Here is an 18,135-nt window from a genome sequence, read left to right on the forward strand (position 1 = left end):
CGTTCGTCGAAGCGCGCGAACGCCTACTCTCCCGCCGGTTCGAGGTCGTCCCCGGAGTCGGAGCGACGCGTCGGCGAACCGAGGTGGTGGAACCCTCCTTTCGGTCGGCGATTCGAGTGCGAAAGTCGTTCGGCTGTCGGCGCTTACCGACCTCGCCCGGCGGCGAATCTGCCAACCGTCAGGGCGGTTCCGCCGACGAGAAGGAGACCGTTGACCTCCTCCGTAGCAGTCCCGAGACTTTCGGAGACGTAGCCGAGAAGCGACAACTGGATACCCAAAAGCATCCCCCTGATTCCTTCGAACGTATTCTCCACACTGATAGTACAAACATTTCTCACAAGTGGACTACGGTCCGCTACTTTTCGGGACCGTTCGCGGGAGCGCTGAATCGGTCCCCGACCGAGCGGCTCGGCGGTGTTACGTGACGAACTCGGAAAATCGGCCCGCAGGTTTACTCCACGTACTCGTAGGTTCGCTCGTCCATCTCGCCGCGGCCGGTAAAGACGAACTCGTTTTCGGGTTCGGTAAAGTCGTCGAGTTCGACGCGCTTGTCGTGGTTGTGGCGGTCGTGAACCAGTTCGTACTCCTCGTACGTCAGGTTGTGGCGGTTTCGAATCTGCTCGTCGATCGAGAGTTGGGTGATCTCCTCGTCCCAGCCGTCCTGAACGGTTTCGGCGTGGATTTCGGCCTGCGCGCCGCTTCCGTAGGATCCGACGAGGAGCTTCTTGCCGACCATCCCCATGTCGTTTTCGACGGCGTACTGGAGCGCCGAGGCGCGGGCGATGTGCACCGACCCCGTGTACCAGTTGCCGACTTCGCGCGAGATACCGAGCGTGGGTTCGATGGTGTTCGCGTACCACTCGCGGTACTGCTCGGTCGATTTGAGGTCGTCCATGTACGCGCGGATGGCCTCCTCGTAGGCCTCTCGGTCGTCGTACTCGTCCTCACGGGGTTGACGGCCGATTTTCGCGGCGAGCTCGTCTTCGATGTCCGTGTCCCGTATCGTGTGACGGAATGCGAACAGGCCCGCCTTCCGAACCATCCCCGGGAAGGGCGTGTGGTACGGGCCGAAGACGTAATCGTCGGGGTGGGTTTCACCGCCGGCGTTCTCGAAGTCCTCGAGCGCCTCGCGCATGCGGGCGAGGTACACCTGCATCGACCGTTTCCCGTCCACGCTCGGGAACTGCTGGTTCGGCTTCAGGAAGTCCGTCTCGTCGGCGCTGCCGTAGCCCTGTTCCGTCGAGAGTTCCACGATGCTCGGATCCTCGCTGATGAGCATGGCGACCGCGCCCGCGCCCTGCGTCGCCTCGCCGGGATCGCCGCGAGCGTACAGCGCGGTGTCGGTGGCGACGACGAGCGCGCTCCGCCCGCGGTTCCGTCCCGCCTTTATCCAGTTGTAGGCGTCGTCGAGGCTCTGCGTTCCGGCGATGCAGGCGAACTTGCGTTCGCCCTTGTTCGCGTGGTGGAAGTCCTCGTCGTACACCTGTTCGAGGCATCCCGCGATGTACGTAGAGACCGGCTTGGAGTTGTCGAACGCCGACTCGGTCGCCACGTCGATGCGCCCGATGTCGTCCGGCGTCAGCCCCTTGCGCTCCATCAGCCGATAGGCCGCGTTCGCGCCCATCGTCACGATGTCCTCGTGCGCGTCCGGGAAGGAACTGGCGTACAGTCCCAACCCCTTCGTGTAGTAGTCGGGGTCCTTGTCCTTTATCGGCGCGACCGTCTCCGGCAGGTCGAGTTTCAGTTTGCCGGTCCAGATTTCGACGGCGTCGATACCTACGGCTGTCATTCTTGCTCCCACATTACGTAACGTACTATAAGGGTTTGTCGATAGAGCTATCGACGAACGTCGAAATCACTCGGGCGAGACGGTGAACGTCACCGACCCGGTCGTTCCGTCTTCCAGTTCGTACTTGAGGGTCACGTCGATGGCGCTGTTCGACATCTCCGCTTGGACTCCCCCGTTCGTCCGGAACTGGTAGAGTGAGAACGTCGCGGTTCCGTCGCCGGAGAGCACCGGTTCGCCGTCGTAGTGGCCGTACCACCCGTCTCGGTCGATATCGATGGTCGCCGGAAGGTCGACGCCGTTCCCGACGTCGACGCCGCCGTTTCTTACGTCTGCGTCCACGTACACCTCGCTCTTCCACTCGCCGACGTCGGCGGTCGGGTCGCTCAATCGCTTGACGTTCTCCCGGGGGTCGATTCCGATATCCGTGATGGTGATCGACCGTTCCGCGTTTCCGGCGACGCTGAACCGAACTCCGGCCGCTTTTCCGCTGTCGTCGATGTCGACCGCCGTCCCGTCCCCTCGGTACTTCAGCTGTCCGCCGCCGCCGTCGCCCGGCGAGTCGTCCCCCCCGCCGTCGCCGCCGTTCCGACCGACCAAGGTGAGCGAGAACGCGAGGGTCTCCTTGCGTTGCACGTCGAACGCCCCCTCCGCAGGTGGCGTACCGTCGATACCGACCCGAACTTCGGCGTCGTCACCCTTCCCCTGGACGGAGTCGAGACGGTAGCTAACCGACGCTCGCCCGTCCGCGCCGGTCGTCGCCCGCACCGTCTCTCCGCCCGCCGTTCCGTTGTCGAGTTCGTGTTCCGTTTTCGACTTCGCCTCCGCGAGCGTGAAGTTCACCGTCGCGCCGGAGACGGGGTTGTTGTATCGGTCTCTGACCTCCACGACCAACCGACGGCGGCCGTTCTCGACGACGCTCGCACCGCCGCCGGAGACCTTCGTCACGTAGCGAGACTTCGCGTTCGACGCCCCCGACCCGACGCCGACCTTCGCCATCCGAAGGTCGTAGGTGACGGGGTCGCCGCTCGCGTCGGTTTCGCGCAACGTCAGTTCGAGAACGCCTCCCTCGACGCTGACGTTAGTCACGTAACCGTCCGGCGTCATCTGGTCTTCGAGCAACCGCTTCCACTCCCCCTCGCCGAGACCGGTCGGCACGCGAACCGTCACGTTCCCGGTCCCGTTCGACCGAATCGGAACCGTTCGAGTGACGGTGGTCGACGGGCTAATCGCGCGCGGGTCGAGGCTCGTCGTGCCGGACTGGGACCGCGATAGCTCACCGTCGAGCGCGACGAGCGTGATGCTCCGCCCCCGAACGAGTCCCTGCTCGGTCAGCGTCGCGCTCCCCTCGTCGGCGCGGTTGTAGACGACCGTGTTCTCGTACACCGTGTCGGGCGCGTTCCCGTACCGGTGGTAGTTCGGCGCGTACACAAGTTCCCGCGTCTCGAACGTGAGCGTGCCGCTCACGTAGTCCGCCGTCTCCGGCGCGCTCGCGGCGACGTTCTCGATACTGACGTTCCCCAGTTCGACGGTCCGGAGCGTCCCCGACGCGGGCGGCGGGTTGAGGAAGAACACGCGCTCCGGGTACCGCGTTCCGAGCGTCACCGACGTCGGCTGGTCCGTTCCGGTCGCACTCGCTCGGAGGATGGAGTTTCGAACGTCGTGCAACTGGCCCTGAACCCGTTCGCCGTGGCGGAACTCGACCTCGGCGTTCTGATTCGGAACGACGGTGGCCTGATACAGCGACATCGCGACGACGAGCGTGGCGAAGAGGAGTAGCGTCCCGACCTGCACGGTCACCCCGCGGTCGTCCGCTCGAAGCGTCATCGATGGGACAAAAACAGGTCGAGAACAAAAACCTTCGTACTCGATTACTCGTCTTCTTCCTCGACGACCTCGGGGTCGCTCATCGCGCTCTGGAGGCTATCGAGACCGTTCACCCACTCGGTGACCAGTCCGTACTCCAGTTCCTCGGTCACCGACATGTCGAGTTCGTCGCCCGCGATGATTCGCGTCCCGCCCGCCGCGACGAGGCCGAGCGCCGAATCCAGATCCTCGGCGTCCTCGGCTTTCGACGCTTCGCGAACGTACTCTTCGACGCTCGCGTCCTCCGCGGGGCCGCGGGCGACGTACTCTTCGGAGGCGTAGAACACGCAGAGGAGACTCGTCTGAACGCCGTCGATGAGCATCGCCTTCTCTTCGTCCTCGAACTCGACTTCCTCGAGAACCGTCTCGCGGATGTCGGCGAGTTCGGAGAGCGCCGACTCCTCGTCGAGGTCGCCGTCGTCGTACGCGGTGACGATTTTGGCGACGGCGATGGCCACGTCGTCCTGTAGGTTGAGGAGCAGGCGCGCCGAGTCCTCGTTCTCGGGGTCGATGTCCTCGTCCCTGATTCTGTCCAACCAGTTCTGCCAGCGTTCTTCCGAGTAGAACTCCTCTGGGGGTGCGCTCATATCTCTGTCGTGCATAGCACGATAAATAGGCCTTTCCTTCGGTCCCCGGTCATTCGGACAGCGTTTCTCGGGTATTCAGGCCGTACACTCGCTCTGGCGTCGATACGTGGGCCGTTCGAATCGCCTCGTCGTACCCCCGCTCCCGCATCCACTTGACCCGGCGCGGAACCGTCTTCGGCCCCAACACCGCCCCGGGCCGGTCGGGGTCGTCGACGAAGTCGGTCTCCATCAGAAACGGCTCGCCGCGCTCGGCGGCGACCTCCAGTCGGTCCTTCTCGCTCATCACGCTCGGCGTCACGCCCGCCAGTTCGCCGCCCGCGTAGTGTTTCACCACGCGCTCGGGCGGCAGTCCGGCGTCTTCGGCCCACTCGGCGACCTCCGTGAGGTCGTCGGTCGCCTCGGTGTGCAGTTGGACCGCGCAGTCCGCCTCGGCGCCGAGTTCGAGCGCGCGACGGAGAACGGCGTTCGAAGCGTCCCACACCTCGTCGGTCACGTCGTAGTGGGGGCGGCCAGACTTCAGGGCGACGGCGGGGCCGCCCTCCGCGCTCGGCCCCGCCGCGACGTACTCCGCGGCGACTTCGAGCCCCGCCTGCATCAAATCTCGCGCGCTCGCGGGCGAGTACCCGCGGTCGTCCACCAGTTTCGAGACGAGTCCGGGGTGGACGCCGAGGACGGGCCACGCGCGCCCCGGCAGAATCTCGTTCGCGCGCTCCACGACGTCGAGGGTCGTCTCGAACACCGGGCGGAAATCGTCGCCGGACTCGGCTTCGACGCCGAGCAACCACGAGGGTTTGTTGACGACGAGCAGGTGGGTGCCGCCGCTCCGCGCGAAGTCCTTGACCGCTTCGATTCCGCGTCCGTGCTCCGGGTCGAGGTGGAGGTGGTTGTCGAGCACCGGCGTGCCGAGATCGTCCATGTTCGACCCGTCGCGTTCCGAGGAAAAAACGCCTACTCTTCGATGACGAACGCCTCGTGGGCCGCGTTCCGGAGCGCGTCCGAACGCCCGTACTCGCCCGGCGCGATGGCGACCGTCCGGACGCCGTTCCGCGCCGCCTTCTCGAGCACGGGCTTGAAGTCCGTATCCCGGGACGAGATGGCGAGCACGTCCACGCGGTCGTCCAGCGCGAGTTCGGTGGCGTCGATGGCGAGTTTCACGTCCACGTCGCCGCTCGTCACGATCACCTCGAACCCGCGCGCCTCCGCCGCCTGGATCAGACCCGGCGTGGCGTGTTCGTCGAGGTAGAGTCGAGAGACGACCAGTTGGCCGAGCTGGACGCCCGCAGCGCGCACGTCGTCCAAATCGACGTCGAACTCGTCGCGGAGCACGTTCGGTCCGTCGACGAACAGCGCGACGGTTCGGCCGTCTTCGTCGCGGTCGCCGCCGAGCAACGACCGCAAGCCGCCGGTCATGGGGCGAACTACCCGACACCGGAACATAGCCGTGGCGATTTCTCCCGCTCCCGTCGGCCGCTCCCCTCGGTTCGGTCTCCGCCAGTTCTCCGTCGCACCTCGAATCGACCGATTGGTTCCTCGAACGTGTATATTCATTTATTTGTACCATCCTACATATTTACACCTCCGAATGAATAAAATTTATATATGTATAAGAGGTGGGTTAATCCGCTGCATGGCAGACGACAACACATCGCGGTTCGATCGACGTACATTCCTGAAAGCGACCGGCGCTGCCGGTGCTGCGGCGGCGCTCGGCGGGGTCACGGCGGCGACGCCCGGCCGGAACCCCGGCCCGAAAGAGGACGAGGTACTGGTCGGCGTCTCGGCCGGGAAAGGCGACATCGAGCGGACGGTCGCCCGGCACGTTCCCGGCAAGGCCGAGGTCGTTCACAAGAACGAGAACCTGCGCTACGTCGCGGTGAAGTTTCCCGGCAACGAGACCGCTCGCGAGAACTTCATCAGCGCTATCACGAAGAAAGACGGCATCAAGTACGCCGAGAAGAACGCCACGCACACGACGCAACTGACGCCGAACGACCCGCAGTTCGGCAGTCAGTACGCGCCCCAGCAGGTCAAGTCCGACCAGGCGTGGGACACGACGCTCGGCTCCTCGAACGTCACCATCGCCGTGGTCGACACGGGCGCGCAGTACGACCACCCCGACCTCGCGGCCAACTACAAGTCCAACCCCGGCAAGGACTTCGCGGACGACGACAGCGACCCGTATCCGGACGCGCCGCAGGACGAGTACCACGCGACGCACGTCTCCGGTTGCGCCGCGGCGGTCGTCGACAACGGCACCGGCGTCGCCGGCCAGGGCAACTCCTCGCTCATCAACGGCCGGGCGCTCGACGAGAGCGGCAGCGGTTCCACCTCCGACATCGCCGACGCGGTCCGGTGGGCGACCGACCAGGGCGCCGACATCATCAACATGTCCCTCGGCGGCGGCGGCTACACGAGCACGATGAAGAACGCCGTCTCGTACGCGCAGAACAACGGCAGCCTCGTCATCTGCGCCGCCGGTAACAACGGCAGCAGCAGCGTCTCCTACCCGGCGGCCTACAGCGAGTGCGTGGCGGTCTCCGCCGTGGACAGCAACGAGCAGCTCGCGTCGTTCTCGCAGTACGGGAGCAGCGTCGAACTCTGCGCGCCCGGCGTCGACGTGCTCTCGACCACCACCGAGATCCGCGGCTCCTACGAGAAGCTCTCGGGCACCTCGATGGCGACGCCCGTCGTCTCCGGCGTGGCCGGTCTGACCCTCGCTCAGTGGAGCAGCCTCACCAACTCCGAACTGCGGAGCCACCTCAAGAACACGGCGGAGGACATCGGTCTCTCCTCGGACAAGCAGGGGAGCGGTCAGGTCGACGCCTACGCCGCGGTCACGACGGAGCCCGGCAGCGGCGGTGGCGGCGGTGGCGGTGGCGGCGATTCCACTTCCCAGACGATTAGCGACTCGCTGTCGAGCTACGCGGACTACGACGATTACACGTGGTCGTGGGAGTACAGCAGTCCGAGCCAGATCGTCGTCGAACTCGCCGGCCCGAGCGACGCCGACTTCGACCTCTACGTCAACGAGGGCACGACGACCAACGCCTCTCCGAACAACTACGATTACGGCTCCTACAGCCCGGACAGCCAGGAATCGATAACCATCGACAGCCCCGACACCTCCACCGCGCTGCAGATCGACGTCGACTCCTACAGCGGGTCGGGTAGCTACGACCTGACCATCACGGAGTACCAGTAGTTCTCGTTCCATCGGTCCCCGTCCTCTCCCGTCCGACGCCGACGAGTGGCGACGCTTCCTTCGATTCTCGTCCCCCGAAAGTGGCCCGAACTATACGGCTTTATCCGTCGTCAGGACGAACCGTCGCCCATGGCTGCACCGACGGGAATCACGGCCGGACTCATCGACTTGCTCGCCGTCTTCATCATCGCCGGGGGAGTCGGTGTTTTCGTCGCCAAGGTGGGGCGCTTCCCGTACACCATCGCCCTCCTCCTCGCGGGGCTCGCCGTCTCCGTCCTCCACATCCACATCGACATCCAACTCTCGCACGACCTCATCCTGCTCGTGCTCCTGCCGCCGCTCCTGTTCGAGGGCGCGGCCACGACCGACTTGGAACGCTTCCGCGAGAACATCGTCCCCATCCTGGCGCTCGCCGTCCCCGGACTCATCGTCTCGATACTCATCCTCGGTTGGCTCGGCCACTACGCCTTCGGTTTCCCGCTCCTCATCGCCGCGCTCTTCGCGGCGATGATACTCCCGACCGACCCCGTCTCGGTGCTGGCGCTGTTCGAGGAACTCGGCGCACCCGACCGCCTCTCGGTGTTGGTCGAAGGGGAGAGCCTCATCAACGACGGCGTCGGCGTCGTCATCTTCTCGACGCTGTTCGCGCTGGTGATCGACTCGCAGGACACTCCGCTCTCCGAACTCATCTCGCTACAGACCGTCGCCAACGCGGGCGTCGAAATCGTCGTCGCCAGTCTGGGCGGCCTGTTCGTCGGGCTGGCCACGGGGTACGTCGTCTACCGCATCATGAGGAATCTGGACGAGCACATGACCGAAATCGTGCTCACGCTCATCCTCGCGTACGGGAGCTTCCTGCTCGCCGAACACTACCTCCACTTCAGCGGCGTCATCGCCACCGTCACCGCGGGACTGTTCATCGGCAACCGGGGCGCGGAGTACGCCATGAGCCCCCAGACGAAGATATCCGTGTTCAACACGTGGGACACCGCCGCGTTCCTCGTCAACACGCTCATCTTCGTGCTCATCGGCGCGAAGACGCCCATCGCGCAGATGCTCGCCCACTGGCAACTCATCGCCATCGCCATCGCTCTGACCCTGTTCGTCCGCGCGCTCGTCGTCTACCCCATCACGGGCATCGTCAACCGGTTCAGCAACCGAACCGTGCCGTTCTCGTACCAGCACGTGATGGTCTGGGGTGGGCTGCACGCCTCGATTCCCATCGCGCTCGTGCTCGGTCTGCCCGACGGTCCCGACGGTTTCCCGTACGTCGCGGAACTCCGCGCGATGGTGTTCGGCGTCGCCGCCTTCAGCCTCGTCGTTCAGGGGCTGACGATGGAGAACCTGCTCGACCGCCTCGGCGTCGTCACGCGCACGGAGACGGAGTCGCTCTACGAACTCCTCCTCGGGCGCGCGCGGGCGGTGGACTCCGCGCTCGACGCCGCGGAGCGACTCCACAACCGCGGTGACCTCCCGGGCGACGTGTACGACGACTTCCGCGGCGAGTACGAACGGGAGAAAAACGACCTGAACGCGGCCATCTCTCGCATTCTCCGCGAGAATCCCGACCTCCGCAGGGAGGAACTCCTCGTCGGCGAGCGCCGCGTCCTGAAACAGGAAAAGAGCGCCATCATGAGCGCGATGCGGTCGGGCGTCGTCAGCGACGACGTGGGCGAGCGACTGCTGGAGGAGGTCGACCTCAAACTCGACCGGGTGGACGCGGGCGAGAGCACCGTCCGAAGGGACCCCGGGACGGAAGGGTACGAGGAGTTCTGGCGCGCGCGCCTCGACGAGTACGGTATCGACCCCTCCGCCGGGGACGACTGACCCGAACGTTCAAGTACCGAACCGGAACCAGTCCGGGGTGACCGACGACGCGAACGCACCGGTCGGTCCGAACACCCATGACCTGCCAGAACTGCGGACACACGGATTCGTTCGTCTTGCTCCTCGACGTCGCCGCTCGGATTACGGAAACGGATATCGCGCCGCTCGACTGGTCGCTCGCCGTCCAGTGTCCCCGCTGCGAGAGCACCCACGTGGCCGCCGACCCGGGCGACCTGCTCGCCCGGATTCAGAACTCGACCACGCAGTCGTAGCTCGCGTCGTCCGCCGGCGTCGTCGCGCCCGTCCACGTCACCAGCGTCGCGTCGACCGTCCCCGCCGTTCGCGCGAGCCGAGCTTCGAGCGCGCCGACCGTGGCGGGACAGAGACAGTCGACGAGCCGCTCGTGGTGTCGAAGCCACACTCCGTCGGGCGCGTGCTCGCGGAGCATCCGCTCCGCGTGGTCGATAGCGTCGGCGAGCGCCGTGGACCCGAACCGCCGTCGCGTTCGTCCGTCCGCCGTCGGCGTCGTGACGTACAGCGGGAGGTGCCAGTAATCGCCGCGGCACACCGCGACGGTCCCCGCGTCGAACGTTACGACGTCGTCGACGGAACCGGCGGGTGCCGGCCGACCGCGAACGAGGACGCTCTCCGCGCCGCGGTCGTGTAACTCTCGTGCGAACTCCGTCGTCGAAGTAGTCATTTGTGACTATAGTGTCGAAATAGCTAAGAATCCATAACAGTACCGATTCCGATGGTGGGGGATAGATGTCTTCCGAGCAAATCCTCGGCACGACGACCGTGACCCAACGCTGGCGAATCAGCCTCATCAAAGCGGTGCGCGAAGAGTTCGCCGAAGCGGGCGACGCAGTCGAAGAGGGCGACCGACTCGTGTTCAAGAAGCGCGACGGACAGATCGTCGTCGAACCGGCCTGACCCCGCGAGAGAAAACAAAGCATTACTTCCCTCGCTTCGACGGGTCAGGTATGCCCCTTCGGAAACCGCCGTTGCGCGACCGACACGACGAGCGGGGCGCGACGTTCACCGAGTTCGGTGGGTGGGATATGCCCGTCGAGTTCGATTCGATCAAAGAAGAGCACCGGAGCGTTCGGGAGTCAGTCGGCGTCTTCGACGTGTCCCACATGGGAGAACTCGAAGTCGGCGGGCCGGACGCCGAACAGCTCATGCAACGACTGACGACGAACGACGTGACCCAACTCGAACCGGGCGACTCCCAGTACTCGATGATAACCGACGACGACGGCACCATCATCGACGACACCGTCGTCTACCGTCTCCCCGAGGACGACGAGGCGGACTACCTGTTCGTTCCGAACGCGGGTCACGACGAGCAGATGCACGACCGCTGGAAGCGGTTCCGGAACGAGTGGGAACTCGACGCGGAGATTCGAAACGCCACCGACGATTACGCCATGTACGCGGTACAGGGGCCGGACGCGGCCGACGCCGTGGCCGACGCGGCGGACGACTCCGTCGCGGACATCTCGAGGTTCGAGGCGAGGTACGTCGCCGTCTCGGGCGTTCGATGCTGGGTCGCGCGCACGGGGTACACGGGCGAGGACGGGTTCGAACTCGTCGTCCCGTGGAACGACGCGGAGACCGTCTGGGACGCCTTCGACTGCCAGCCCTGCGGGCTCGGCGCGCGCGACACGCTCCGCACCGAGATGGGTTTCCTCCTGTCCGGACAGGACTTCGACCCGGAGAACGACCCGCGAAACCCCTACGAGGCGAAGGTCGGGTTCACGGTGAAACTCGACACGGAGTTCGTCGGACGCGACGCCCTCGAACGAGTCAAGGAGGAGGGCGTCGAAGAGACGTTCGTCGGCTTCCGACTCGTCGACCGGGGCGTGCCGCGCCACGGCTACGACATCACCAACACGAACGACACCATCATCGGGACGGTCACCAGCGGGACGATGAGTCCCACGCTCGGCGAACCCATCGGGCTGGGCTACGTGCCGACCGACTACGCGGACCCCGGCACCGTCATCCGCGTGATGGTGCGCGGCCAGTCGAAGAAAGCAAAGATTGAGAGCACACCGTTTCTGAAAGACAAACAATGAGCTTCGAAGTACCCGAGAACCGGAAGTATCTTGAATCGCACGAGTGGGTCGAAGTGACCGACGGAACCGGCCGAATCGGCATCACCGACTTCGCGCAGGACGAACTGGGCGACATCGTCTTCGTCGAACTCCCCGACGAGGGCGACGAGCTAACGCAGGGCGACCAGTTCGGCGTGGTCGAGAGCATCAAAGCGGTTTCCGACCTCTACTCGCCCGTCTCCGGCACCGTCTCGGCGGTCAACGACGAACTGGAGAGCACGCCCGAACTCGTCAACGACGATCCGTTCGGCGACGGGTGGATGCTCGAAGTCGAACTGTCCGACGAGGACCTCGGAGACGACCTACTGTCCGCGGAGGAGTACCGCGACCAGATCGAATGAGCGGAGGAGACGCGAGTGCGGGAAGCCCGTACGCCCCGCACACGACGGACGAGACGCAAGCGATGCTGGACGCCGTGGGGGTCGAGAGCGTCGAAGATCTCTTCGACATCCCCGAGTCGGTTCGGTTCGACGGCGAGTTCGGCATCGAGAAGCGCTCCGAACAGGCGACCCGCCGCGAGTTACAGCGAACGCTCGGCAAGAACCGGAACCTCACCGAGTTTCTCGGACGGGGCCACTACAGCCACTACGTCCCGTCGCTGGTCGACCACATCGCGGACCGGTCGGAGTTTCTGACCTCGTACACGCAGTACCAGCCGGAGGTCACGCAGGGGTTCCTGCAGGCGTTGTTCGAGTACCAGTCGATGCTGGTCGAGTTGACCGGCCTCGAAATCGCCAACGCCTCGATGTACGACCACGCGACGGCGCTGGCGGAGGCGGCGCTGCTGGCCGCCCGCGTCCGGAAGACGAGCGGAAACCGCGTGCTCGTCCCGGACATCCTGCTGCCCGAGCGAAAGAGCGTCCTCGAAAACTACGTCGACGGCCCGGGACTCGTCGTGGAGGAGTACGCCACGGACGACGCGAACGCGGACGTGGCGGCACTCGAAGACGCGATGGACGACGACGTGGCGATGGTGTACGCCGAGAACCCGACGACGCGGGGAACCATCGAGGAGCACCTCGCCGAAATCGGCGACCTCGCGCACGACCGCGACGCGCTGTTCTGTCTCGGCTCCGACCCCGTCGCGCTCTCGCTGCTGCAGGAACCGGCGTCGGTGGGGGCCGACGTGGTCGTCGGCGACGCCGCGACGCTCGGCATGCCCGCGAGCTACGGGATGGGGCTCGGCCTGTTCGCCACGCGCGAGGAGTTCGTCCGGCAGGTGCCCGGCAGACTCGTCGGCGTCAGCGAGGAGAGCGTTGCGCCGGCGGCGCAGCGAGACGAGGGCGACGAAACCGCCGAAGCCGGCGGTAATCGAGCCTTCACCCTCACGCTCCAGACGCGTGAACAGCACATCCGTCGAGAGCGCGCGACGAGCAACATCTGCACGAATCAGGCGTGGGTCGCGCTGCGAACCGCGATACACGCCGCCTATCTCGGCTCGTCCGGGCTGGTCGAGTTGGCCGAAACCTGCGTGACGCGGGCCCGCGACCTCGCGGAGCGACTGGACGACATCAGCGGGGTGCAGGCTCCGGTTCACGACCGCCACCACTTCCGCGAGTTCGTCGCGCACACCGACCAACCCGCGCCGCCAATCGTCGCGGACCTGGAGGAACGCGGCTTCGCGGTGCACGAGGTCGGCGAGCACGAGGTGCAGATCTGCGTGACCGACGTGAACGAGCACATGACGGACGAGTTGGTCACGATGTTCGCGGAGGTGGCGCGATGATCTACACCCAAGCGAAGTGGGAGCGCGAGGACGAGAACCTGTACGAACCGCTGCTCTCGGAGAAGGACGGGAAGGAGGTCGAGGTCGACTCGTCGCTCCCCGACGAGTTGACCCGCGACTCGCTCGAACTGCCCGACCTCTCGGAACCCGAACTCGCGCGCCACTACACGCGACTCAGCCAGATGAACTACGGCATCGACAGCGGCCCCTACCCCCTCGGCTCCTGTACGATGAAGTACAACCCGAAGTTCACGGAGGACGTGGCCGCGCTCCCCAGCGCGAGCGTCCACCCCGACCGCTCCGAGGGGTCGGTGCAGGGGACGCTCGAACTCCTGCACGGCCTGCAGGACTACCTCGCCCGAATCGGCGGGATGGACGCGGTGAGCCTCCAACCCCCCGCGGGCGCGGCGGGCGAGTTCACCGGCATCCTCGTCGCCAAAGCCTTCCACGAGGCGAACGGCGAGGGCGAACGGCGAACCGAGATAATCGTCCCCGACAGCGCCCACGGCACCAACCCCGCCAGCGCGGCGCTCGGCGGGTACGACGTGGTCGAACTCCCGAGCGCGGAGGACGGGCGCGTCGAGGTCGACGCGCTCGAAGCCGCGGTCGGCGAGCGCACGGCGTTGTTCATGCTCACGAACCCGAACACGCTCGGACTGTTCGAGCGCGACATCGAGCGAATCGCCGAGATCGTCCACGATGCCGGCGGCCTGCTCTACTACGACGGCGCGAACCTGAACGCCCTGCTCGGCCGCGCCCGTCCCGGCGACATGGGCTTCGACATCATGCACTACAACGTCCACAAGACGTTCGCAACGCCCCACGGGGGCGGCGGTCCGGGCGCGGGGCCGGTCGGCGTGGCCGAGAAACTGGCCGAGTTCCTGCCCGCGCCGCGCGTGAGGAAGACGAACGGAACCTACGAGCGATTCGACCCCGAGCGAACCATCGGGAAGGTACACGGGTTCGCGGGTAACTGGTTCGTGCTGGTCAAGGCCTACGCCTACATCGCCCGCCTCGGCGACGAAGGGCTGTCGGACGCCAGCGCGAAGGCCGTGCTCAACGCGAACTACCTCGCCTCGCAGATCGAGTACGACGTACCGCACGAACCGTTCCACCACGAGTTCGTCGCCAGCGCGGGCGACCAGGACGCCGCGGACGTGGCGAAGCGGATGCTCGATTACGGCGTCCACCCGCCGACGACGAAGTGGCCCGAAATCGTCTCGGAGGCGCTGATGACCGAACCGACCGAGATAGAGAACCGCGAGACCCTCGACCACCTCGCCGAGGCATTCAACGCGGTGGCGGCCGAGGACGACGAGACGTTGGAAGCCGCGCCCGAGCGGACGACCGCCCGGCGCATCGACCAGGCGAGCGCCGCGCGGAACCTGCGGCTCTCGTGGCGGGCGCTGTCCGAGTAGTTTTTTCTCCGTCTCACCGTCGACCCGACGGTCGCCGCGGAAATCGGCCGAGACGACGATTCGGTGCTCTCAGCTCGGAACGCGAACGCGGAGGTCGATTCCGTCGGGGTCGCTCACGTCGAGCGCCCCGTCCGCCGCCGCGAACGCGACCCCTCGTTCGTCGAGTCTCCTCCCGAGCGCGTCGAGCGACTCCCGGTCCGGAACGACGAGTTCGAACCGCCGGAGTCCCCGTCCCCTCGGCGGTTCCGACCGGCCGTTCCACACGTTCAGCCCGACGTGATGGTGGTAATCGCCGGCGGCGACGAACAGCGCAGATTCGCCGTACCGCTGTCGCACGCCCATCCCGATCGCGTCGACGTAGAACGCCCGCGCGGCGGGCAGCGACGAGACCTCGAGGTGAACGTGGCCGACGGTCGTGCCGGCGGGAGCCGTCGGTTCCCCGCGGGCGATGTCGCGTATCTCGTCCACGTCGAGGGGTAGCGTCGCCATTCCCACGGTGCCGTCGTCCGCCGCGGGCCACTCCGCCCGCGGTCGGTCGCGGTACACCTCGATACCGTTGTCCTCCGGGTCGGTGAGGTAGAGGGCCTCGCTCACGAGGTGGTCGGACGCGCCGTCGAGTCGCCACCGCTCCCGGATTCGTTCGAGCGCGTCCCCCAACGCGGCGCGGGAGGGGACCCTGAACGCCGTGTGAAAGAGCCCCGTCTCGTCCCGTCCCCGTTTCGGCGCGTTCTCGTCCGCGATCAGTTCGAGCAGCGCCTCGTCGTCCGCCCCGAGGACCGCACGCTCGTGCTCGCGGTGTCGGGCGGTGAGGCCGACCACGTCTCGATAGAAGTCGACCATACGGGGAAGGTCGTTCACTCGAAGCGTGACGCGCCCGACGCGCGTCGCTGCGGGGAGCGTACCGTCGGAATCGGTCATACGAACGGTTACTCGGGCGTCGGCATAAGCGTGGTCTCGGCGGTTCCCGCGGAACCTCGTCGTTCGACGGTGCTCGGTCGAAAGTCAGAGCGGTTTCGACAGCGTTGCGGCTCGGAACCGCGGTTTCGGCGGGAGCGAGTCAGTTTTTCCGCTCGGTACCCGTCCGTCGTTCGACCGGTGTGGGAGCGTTTCGCGCCGTCGCCGCGACGGTTCGCGTCGGAAATCGTACGGTTCTCGATAACCGCTCCGTCGACGCTCGCGTTCGTCCACGTCGCGCTCCGAAGCGTCTCGTTCGCGACGGTGCCGACGGTCAGCGTCGTCGACGCGGGGTCGGCGCTGCTCTGGACGTTCGGATCCACTTCGACGGTGTACTCGCCCGCGCTCGTCGGGTTCGTCGCGTCGTCGAAGACCACGACGACGGAGTCCCCGGCGTGGAGTCCGTAGCTCCCGCCGAAGTTAAACAACAGCGTCTCGCCGACGTTCTTCGCCTCGACGCTCTCGAGGTCGTCCGCGACGCTGACTTCGATGTCGCCGTCGTCGTCGGTGTCGATGCCGACTCGTCGGACGTCGTCGACGCCGACGTCCTGGACCGAGCCGTCGTAACTCCCGTCCGCGTGGTAGTTGACTCGGACGCTACTCAGCGAATTCCCCACCTCGTCGGCGGACGCGCATACGGTAACCCGGTGGGTCGCGGTCGCCCCGGGTATCGCCGAGTCCGCTGCGACGGAGGCGTTCGCCGCGGCGACTGCCGGGCCCACGAGAACGCTGACTCCGGCCACCGCCGAGACCACGACCGCGACCGCGAACGCGGAGATGCGTAGCTTCGCGCTTAGCGCTGACATTGTTTTTTTCGATGATGGTTGGGTCGGTTAATCGAGTTGAGCTCGGTGGTAGAGAACATCGTTCTTACCAGCGATACGGCCGTAAACCGATTCGAAGTACCGTTCGCGCGCCGTCCGCCGTTCGATTTCGCGGCTCCGAACGGGTTTCGAGTCCGGCGGGCACCGAGAACGGTTTCGACCGGCCTGCGGTGACCGACTCCGACGGACGGTAGGGGACGCCCCCCTTCGCCCTCCGATACCCGGTACCGATTCGGTACAACTCGTTCTCGGACGATACGCTTCGAACGGTGTTCGGAGCGCTCCGAACCGTCGTCCGTTTCCGCATCGGGATCGAGTTCCCACAGACGCACATAGTCGGGCCCTCATTAAAAATCGTTCCTATAGTACTGAAAACAATGGTGTGCCGCGGAGGAACGTGCCGCTGACGAGGGAACGAGCGCTTCGAAGTACTCCCTTCGCACCGTGTTCCGCCGTCGAATTCGATATATCGAAATACGGTGCACGAAACTCACGCGGAATCCGACGAACGTGGTCACTGGCGGTCGAAAACCCCGAACACCGAGAAATCGCGTTTACGCCGCGGAGTCGATGTCGCCGTTGATGCGAACCAGCGCGTAGTCGCACTCGGAGCACTGCCACTTCGTTTTCAGGCCGAGGTGCAGGGTCGTGCTCGCGGTGCGCCAGAACGTCTCCGTGCCGCCACACTGGGGACAGTCGTGTTCGATTTCGAGGCTCATACTTCCACTCCGGGTCTGACGAATTTCAAGATACTGGTTTCGCCCGCGCCTACTCCCCGTCGCGTTCGAGGTGGAGCGCGTCGAAGAACCGGTGTAAGACCCGTCGGGACGCGAACTCGCCGAGTTCTTCGTCGTCCGCGTCGGCGTCGGCGAACAGTCCGAGCGGAATCTGCGCGCCGGCCATGTCGGCGTGTCCCCCCGCGCTTCCCACGTCGCTGAACGCCTCCTTGAGCAGGTTGCCCGCGTGAACCCGGGGGTCGATGGAGCGCGCGCTCATCTCCACCGAACCGTTGACGATTCCGAACACGAGCACCGTGTTCACGCCCTCGACGTTCAGGAGGTAATCGGCGGCCTGCGAGAGCGCGTCGCGCTCGCTCGTCCGACCCGCCGAGGTTGCGAGCGTGGCACCGCGCTGAACGCGGTTTCGAATCGCCTCGCCGATGGCGTCGACCGTCGCCGGGGAGAACGCGGCCCCGTACAGCTCTTCGAGCAGTTCGAGGTCGGCGTGGCGGCAGACGTACAGCGCGGCCGCGTACTCGTTGGGCGTCGGTTCGCGGATGAAGTCGATTCGCTCGCGGTGCAGGGCGAACAGCAGCGCGGAGCCGAGTTGGACGTTCACCTCGATGTCGAGTTCCCGGAGGTACTCCACGAGGATGGTCGCCGTCGCGCCGTAATCCTTCCGCAGATCGACGAACTCCCCCGTCGGCGTCTCCGTCGAGTGGTGGTCGATGACGATGTCGGGAACGACGTCGAGTTCCGTGTGGCCCGCCGGCGTCGCGTGGTCGACGAACGCCACCCGATCGAACTCGCTCGAGTCGAACGTATCCGTGTGCTCCAAGTTCAGGTGGAGGAGGTTGATGAACGCGCGATTCTGTTGGTGCGAAATCTCCCCCCCGTAGAACAGCTCCACGTGCCCCACGCCGTTCTCCCCGGCGATGACCGACAGCGCGAGCGCGCTGGCGATGCAGTCCGGGTCGGGGTTGTCGTGGCAGACGATCGCGAGCGATTCGACCCCCGCGAGGTACTCTACCAACTCCTGAGCGCGGGTCATGAAAGCTGTTCGACCCGAGGGAGTATCAACCCGCGGATGGAAATCGCCGTGCGGC

20 protein-coding genes are annotated in these 18,135 nt (G+C 65.9%); 8 read left to right on the forward strand and 12 right to left on the reverse strand.

Annotated features, from left to right (window positions below; translation table 11 throughout):
• Positions 1 to 143 precede the first annotated feature (143 nt).
• From LIX00_RS14340 to LIX00_RS14365, 6 genes are all read right to left on the reverse strand, one after another.
• The gene (locus tag LIX00_RS14340; protein ID WP_227353868.1) at positions 144 to 314 is read right to left on the reverse strand and encodes a hypothetical protein; all 171 of its coding nucleotides are present in this window, start codon (positions 312 to 314) and stop codon (positions 144 to 146) included.
• A gap of 137 nt (positions 315 to 451) precedes the next feature.
• Complete coding sequence (gene hmgB / locus LIX00_RS14345) at positions 452 to 1,789, reverse strand: hydroxymethylglutaryl-CoA synthase (protein WP_227353869.1); 1,338 nt, start codon at positions 1,787 to 1,789, stop codon at positions 452 to 454.
• A gap of 66 nt (positions 1,790 to 1,855) precedes the next feature.
• Positions 1,856 to 3,613 carry an Ig-like domain-containing protein gene (locus LIX00_RS14350; protein WP_227353870.1) on the reverse strand — a complete coding sequence of 586 codons (1,758 nt, stop codon included), beginning with the start codon at positions 3,611 to 3,613 and terminating at the stop codon, positions 1,856 to 1,858.
• A 44-nt stretch (positions 3,614 to 3,657) separates the two neighbouring features.
• On the reverse strand, positions 3,658 to 4,239 hold the full coding sequence (locus tag LIX00_RS14355) for a DUF2150 family protein (protein WP_227353871.1): 582 nt from the start codon (positions 4,237 to 4,239) through the stop codon (positions 3,658 to 3,660).
• Positions 4,240 to 4,288: 49 nt separating this feature from the next.
• Positions 4,289 to 5,155: a TatD family hydrolase gene (locus LIX00_RS14360; RefSeq protein ID WP_227353872.1), complete on the reverse strand. Its 867-nt coding sequence runs from the start codon at positions 5,153 to 5,155 to the stop codon at positions 4,289 to 4,291.
• Between the two features lie 32 nt (positions 5,156 to 5,187).
• Positions 5,188 to 5,649, reverse strand: a complete 462-nt coding sequence (locus LIX00_RS14365; RefSeq protein WP_227353873.1) for an NYN domain-containing protein — start codon at positions 5,647 to 5,649, stop codon at positions 5,188 to 5,190.
• 217 nt (positions 5,650 to 5,866) lie between these two features.
• Between LIX00_RS14365 and LIX00_RS14370 the strand changes: the two genes are divergently transcribed.
• The 3 genes from LIX00_RS14370 to LIX00_RS14380 all read left to right on the forward strand — a co-directional run bounded on the left by LIX00_RS14370 (position 5,867) and on the right by LIX00_RS14380 (position 9,540).
• Positions 5,867 to 7,441: a S8 family serine peptidase gene (locus LIX00_RS14370; protein WP_227353874.1), complete on the forward strand. Its 1,575-nt coding sequence runs from the start codon at positions 5,867 to 5,869 to the stop codon at positions 7,439 to 7,441.
• 129 nt (positions 7,442 to 7,570) lie between these two features.
• Entirely contained in the window at positions 7,571 to 9,268 is a 1,698-nt protein-coding gene (locus LIX00_RS14375; protein WP_227353875.1) for a Na+/H+ antiporter, read from the forward strand.
• A gap of 77 nt (positions 9,269 to 9,345) precedes the next feature.
• Positions 9,346 to 9,540 (forward strand): hypothetical protein, encoded by a 195-nt coding sequence (locus LIX00_RS14380; protein WP_227353876.1) that lies wholly within the window; start codon positions 9,346 to 9,348, stop codon positions 9,538 to 9,540.
• On the opposite strand, the gene LIX00_RS14385 is transcribed toward LIX00_RS14380, so the two are convergent.
• Positions 9,516 to 9,968 carry a hypothetical protein gene (locus tag LIX00_RS14385; protein WP_227353877.1) on the reverse strand — a complete coding sequence of 151 codons (453 nt, stop codon included), beginning with the start codon at positions 9,966 to 9,968 and terminating at the stop codon, positions 9,516 to 9,518. The two genes, LIX00_RS14380 and LIX00_RS14385, sit on opposite strands and share 25 nt — an antisense overlap.
• Before the next feature lie 65 nt (positions 9,969 to 10,033).
• On the opposite strand from LIX00_RS14385, the gene LIX00_RS14390 reads away from it, so the two are divergent.
• Genes LIX00_RS14390 through gcvPB form a run of 5 tightly spaced genes read left to right on the forward strand, consistent with a single transcriptional unit; the run spans position 10,034 to position 14,532 of the window.
• Positions 10,034 to 10,201, forward strand: coding sequence for a hypothetical protein (locus tag LIX00_RS14390; RefSeq protein ID WP_227353878.1), 168 nt, complete (start codon positions 10,034 to 10,036; stop codon positions 10,199 to 10,201).
• Positions 10,202 to 10,251: 50 nt separating this feature from the next.
• Positions 10,252 to 11,349, forward strand: a complete 1,098-nt coding sequence (gene gcvT / locus LIX00_RS14395; protein WP_227353879.1) for a glycine cleavage system aminomethyltransferase GcvT — start codon at positions 10,252 to 10,254, stop codon at positions 11,347 to 11,349.
• Positions 11,346 to 11,729 (forward strand): glycine cleavage system protein GcvH, encoded by a 384-nt coding sequence (gene gcvH, locus LIX00_RS14400; RefSeq protein ID WP_227353880.1) that lies wholly within the window; start codon positions 11,346 to 11,348, stop codon positions 11,727 to 11,729. The genes gcvT and gcvH overlap by 4 nt, the downstream gene beginning before the upstream one ends.
• The gene (gene gcvPA, locus LIX00_RS14405; protein WP_227353881.1) at positions 11,726 to 13,114 is read left to right on the forward strand and encodes an aminomethyl-transferring glycine dehydrogenase subunit GcvPA; all 1,389 of its coding nucleotides are present in this window, start codon (positions 11,726 to 11,728) and stop codon (positions 13,112 to 13,114) included. Before gcvH ends, gcvPA begins: the two co-directional genes overlap by 4 nt.
• Positions 13,111 to 14,532, forward strand: coding sequence for an aminomethyl-transferring glycine dehydrogenase subunit GcvPB (gcvPB, locus tag LIX00_RS14410; RefSeq protein ID WP_227353882.1), 1,422 nt, complete (start codon positions 13,111 to 13,113; stop codon positions 14,530 to 14,532). Before gcvPA ends, gcvPB begins: the two co-directional genes overlap by 4 nt.
• 69 nt (positions 14,533 to 14,601) lie before the next feature.
• Here gcvPB and LIX00_RS14415 read toward each other — a convergent pair whose 3' ends face one another.
• The 5 genes from LIX00_RS14415 to LIX00_RS14435 form a co-directional block, all read right to left on the reverse strand.
• Complete coding sequence (locus LIX00_RS14415; RefSeq protein ID WP_227353883.1) at positions 14,602 to 15,450, reverse strand: VOC family protein; 849 nt, start codon at positions 15,448 to 15,450, stop codon at positions 14,602 to 14,604.
• A gap of 8 nt (positions 15,451 to 15,458) precedes the next feature.
• Positions 15,459 to 16,292, reverse strand: coding sequence for a hypothetical protein (locus LIX00_RS14420; RefSeq protein WP_227353884.1), 834 nt, complete (start codon positions 16,290 to 16,292; stop codon positions 15,459 to 15,461).
• Positions 16,293 to 16,356: 64 nt separating this feature from the next.
• Positions 16,357 to 16,617, reverse strand: a complete 261-nt coding sequence (locus LIX00_RS14425) for a hypothetical protein (RefSeq protein ID WP_227353885.1) — start codon at positions 16,615 to 16,617, stop codon at positions 16,357 to 16,359.
• Between the two features lie 247 nt (positions 16,618 to 16,864).
• A complete protein-coding gene (locus tag LIX00_RS14430; protein ID WP_227353886.1) occupies positions 16,865 to 17,029 on the reverse strand; it encodes a DUF7838 family putative zinc beta-ribbon protein in 165 nt (54 codons plus the stop codon).
• A gap of 49 nt (positions 17,030 to 17,078) precedes the next feature.
• Positions 17,079 to 18,080, reverse strand: a complete 1,002-nt coding sequence (locus LIX00_RS14435; protein WP_227353887.1) for a DHH family phosphoesterase — start codon at positions 18,078 to 18,080, stop codon at positions 17,079 to 17,081.
• Positions 18,081 to 18,135: the final 55 nt, after the last annotated feature.

Source organism: Haladaptatus salinisoli (assembly GCF_020614375.1).
Classification (GTDB): Archaea; Halobacteriota; Halobacteria; order Halobacteriales; family Haladaptataceae; genus Haladaptatus; species Haladaptatus salinisoli.

What these genes read in the sequence shown, in the direction of transcription:
- hmgB (WP_227353869.1), bottom strand. Translation starts at nt 1,789, where the DNA reads ATGACAGCCGTAGGTATCGACGCCGTCGAAATCTGGACCGGCAAACTG.
- LIX00_RS14350 (WP_227353870.1), bottom strand. Translation starts at nt 3,613, where the DNA reads ATGACGCTTCGAGCGGACGACCGCGGGGTGACCGTGCAGGTCGGGACG.
- LIX00_RS14355 (WP_227353871.1), bottom strand. Translation starts at nt 4,239, where the DNA reads ATGAGCGCACCCCCAGAGGAGTTCTACTCGGAAGAACGCTGGCAGAAC.
- LIX00_RS14360 (WP_227353872.1), bottom strand. Translation starts at nt 5,155, where the DNA reads ATGGACGATCTCGGCACGCCGGTGCTCGACAACCACCTCCACCTCGAC.
- LIX00_RS14365 (WP_227353873.1), bottom strand. Translation starts at nt 5,649, where the DNA reads ATGACCGGCGGCTTGCGGTCGTTGCTCGGCGGCGACCGCGACGAAGAC.
- LIX00_RS14370 (WP_227353874.1), top strand. Translation starts at nt 5,867, where the DNA reads ATGGCAGACGACAACACATCGCGGTTCGATCGACGTACATTCCTGAAA.
- LIX00_RS14375 (WP_227353875.1), top strand. Translation starts at nt 7,571, where the DNA reads ATGGCTGCACCGACGGGAATCACGGCCGGACTCATCGACTTGCTCGCC.
- LIX00_RS14380 (WP_227353876.1), top strand. Translation starts at nt 9,346, where the DNA reads ATGACCTGCCAGAACTGCGGACACACGGATTCGTTCGTCTTGCTCCTC.
- LIX00_RS14385 (WP_227353877.1), bottom strand. Translation starts at nt 9,968, where the DNA reads ATGACTACTTCGACGACGGAGTTCGCACGAGAGTTACACGACCGCGGC.
- LIX00_RS14390 (WP_227353878.1), top strand. Translation starts at nt 10,034, where the DNA reads ATGTCTTCCGAGCAAATCCTCGGCACGACGACCGTGACCCAACGCTGG.
- gcvT (WP_227353879.1), top strand. Translation starts at nt 10,252, where the DNA reads ATGCCCCTTCGGAAACCGCCGTTGCGCGACCGACACGACGAGCGGGGC.
- gcvH (WP_227353880.1), top strand. Translation starts at nt 11,346, where the DNA reads ATGAGCTTCGAAGTACCCGAGAACCGGAAGTATCTTGAATCGCACGAG.
- gcvPA (WP_227353881.1), top strand. Translation starts at nt 11,726, where the DNA reads ATGAGCGGAGGAGACGCGAGTGCGGGAAGCCCGTACGCCCCGCACACG.
- gcvPB (WP_227353882.1), top strand. Translation starts at nt 13,111, where the DNA reads ATGATCTACACCCAAGCGAAGTGGGAGCGCGAGGACGAGAACCTGTAC.
- LIX00_RS14415 (WP_227353883.1), bottom strand. Translation starts at nt 15,450, where the DNA reads ATGACCGATTCCGACGGTACGCTCCCCGCAGCGACGCGCGTCGGGCGC.
- LIX00_RS14420 (WP_227353884.1), bottom strand. Translation starts at nt 16,292, where the DNA reads ATGTCAGCGCTAAGCGCGAAGCTACGCATCTCCGCGTTCGCGGTCGCG.
- LIX00_RS14425 (WP_227353885.1), bottom strand. Translation starts at nt 16,617, where the DNA reads ATGCGGAAACGGACGACGGTTCGGAGCGCTCCGAACACCGTTCGAAGC.
- LIX00_RS14430 (WP_227353886.1), bottom strand. Translation starts at nt 17,029, where the DNA reads ATGAGCCTCGAAATCGAACACGACTGTCCCCAGTGTGGCGGCACGGAG.
- LIX00_RS14435 (WP_227353887.1), bottom strand. Translation starts at nt 18,080, where the DNA reads ATGACCCGCGCTCAGGAGTTGGTAGAGTACCTCGCGGGGGTCGAATCG.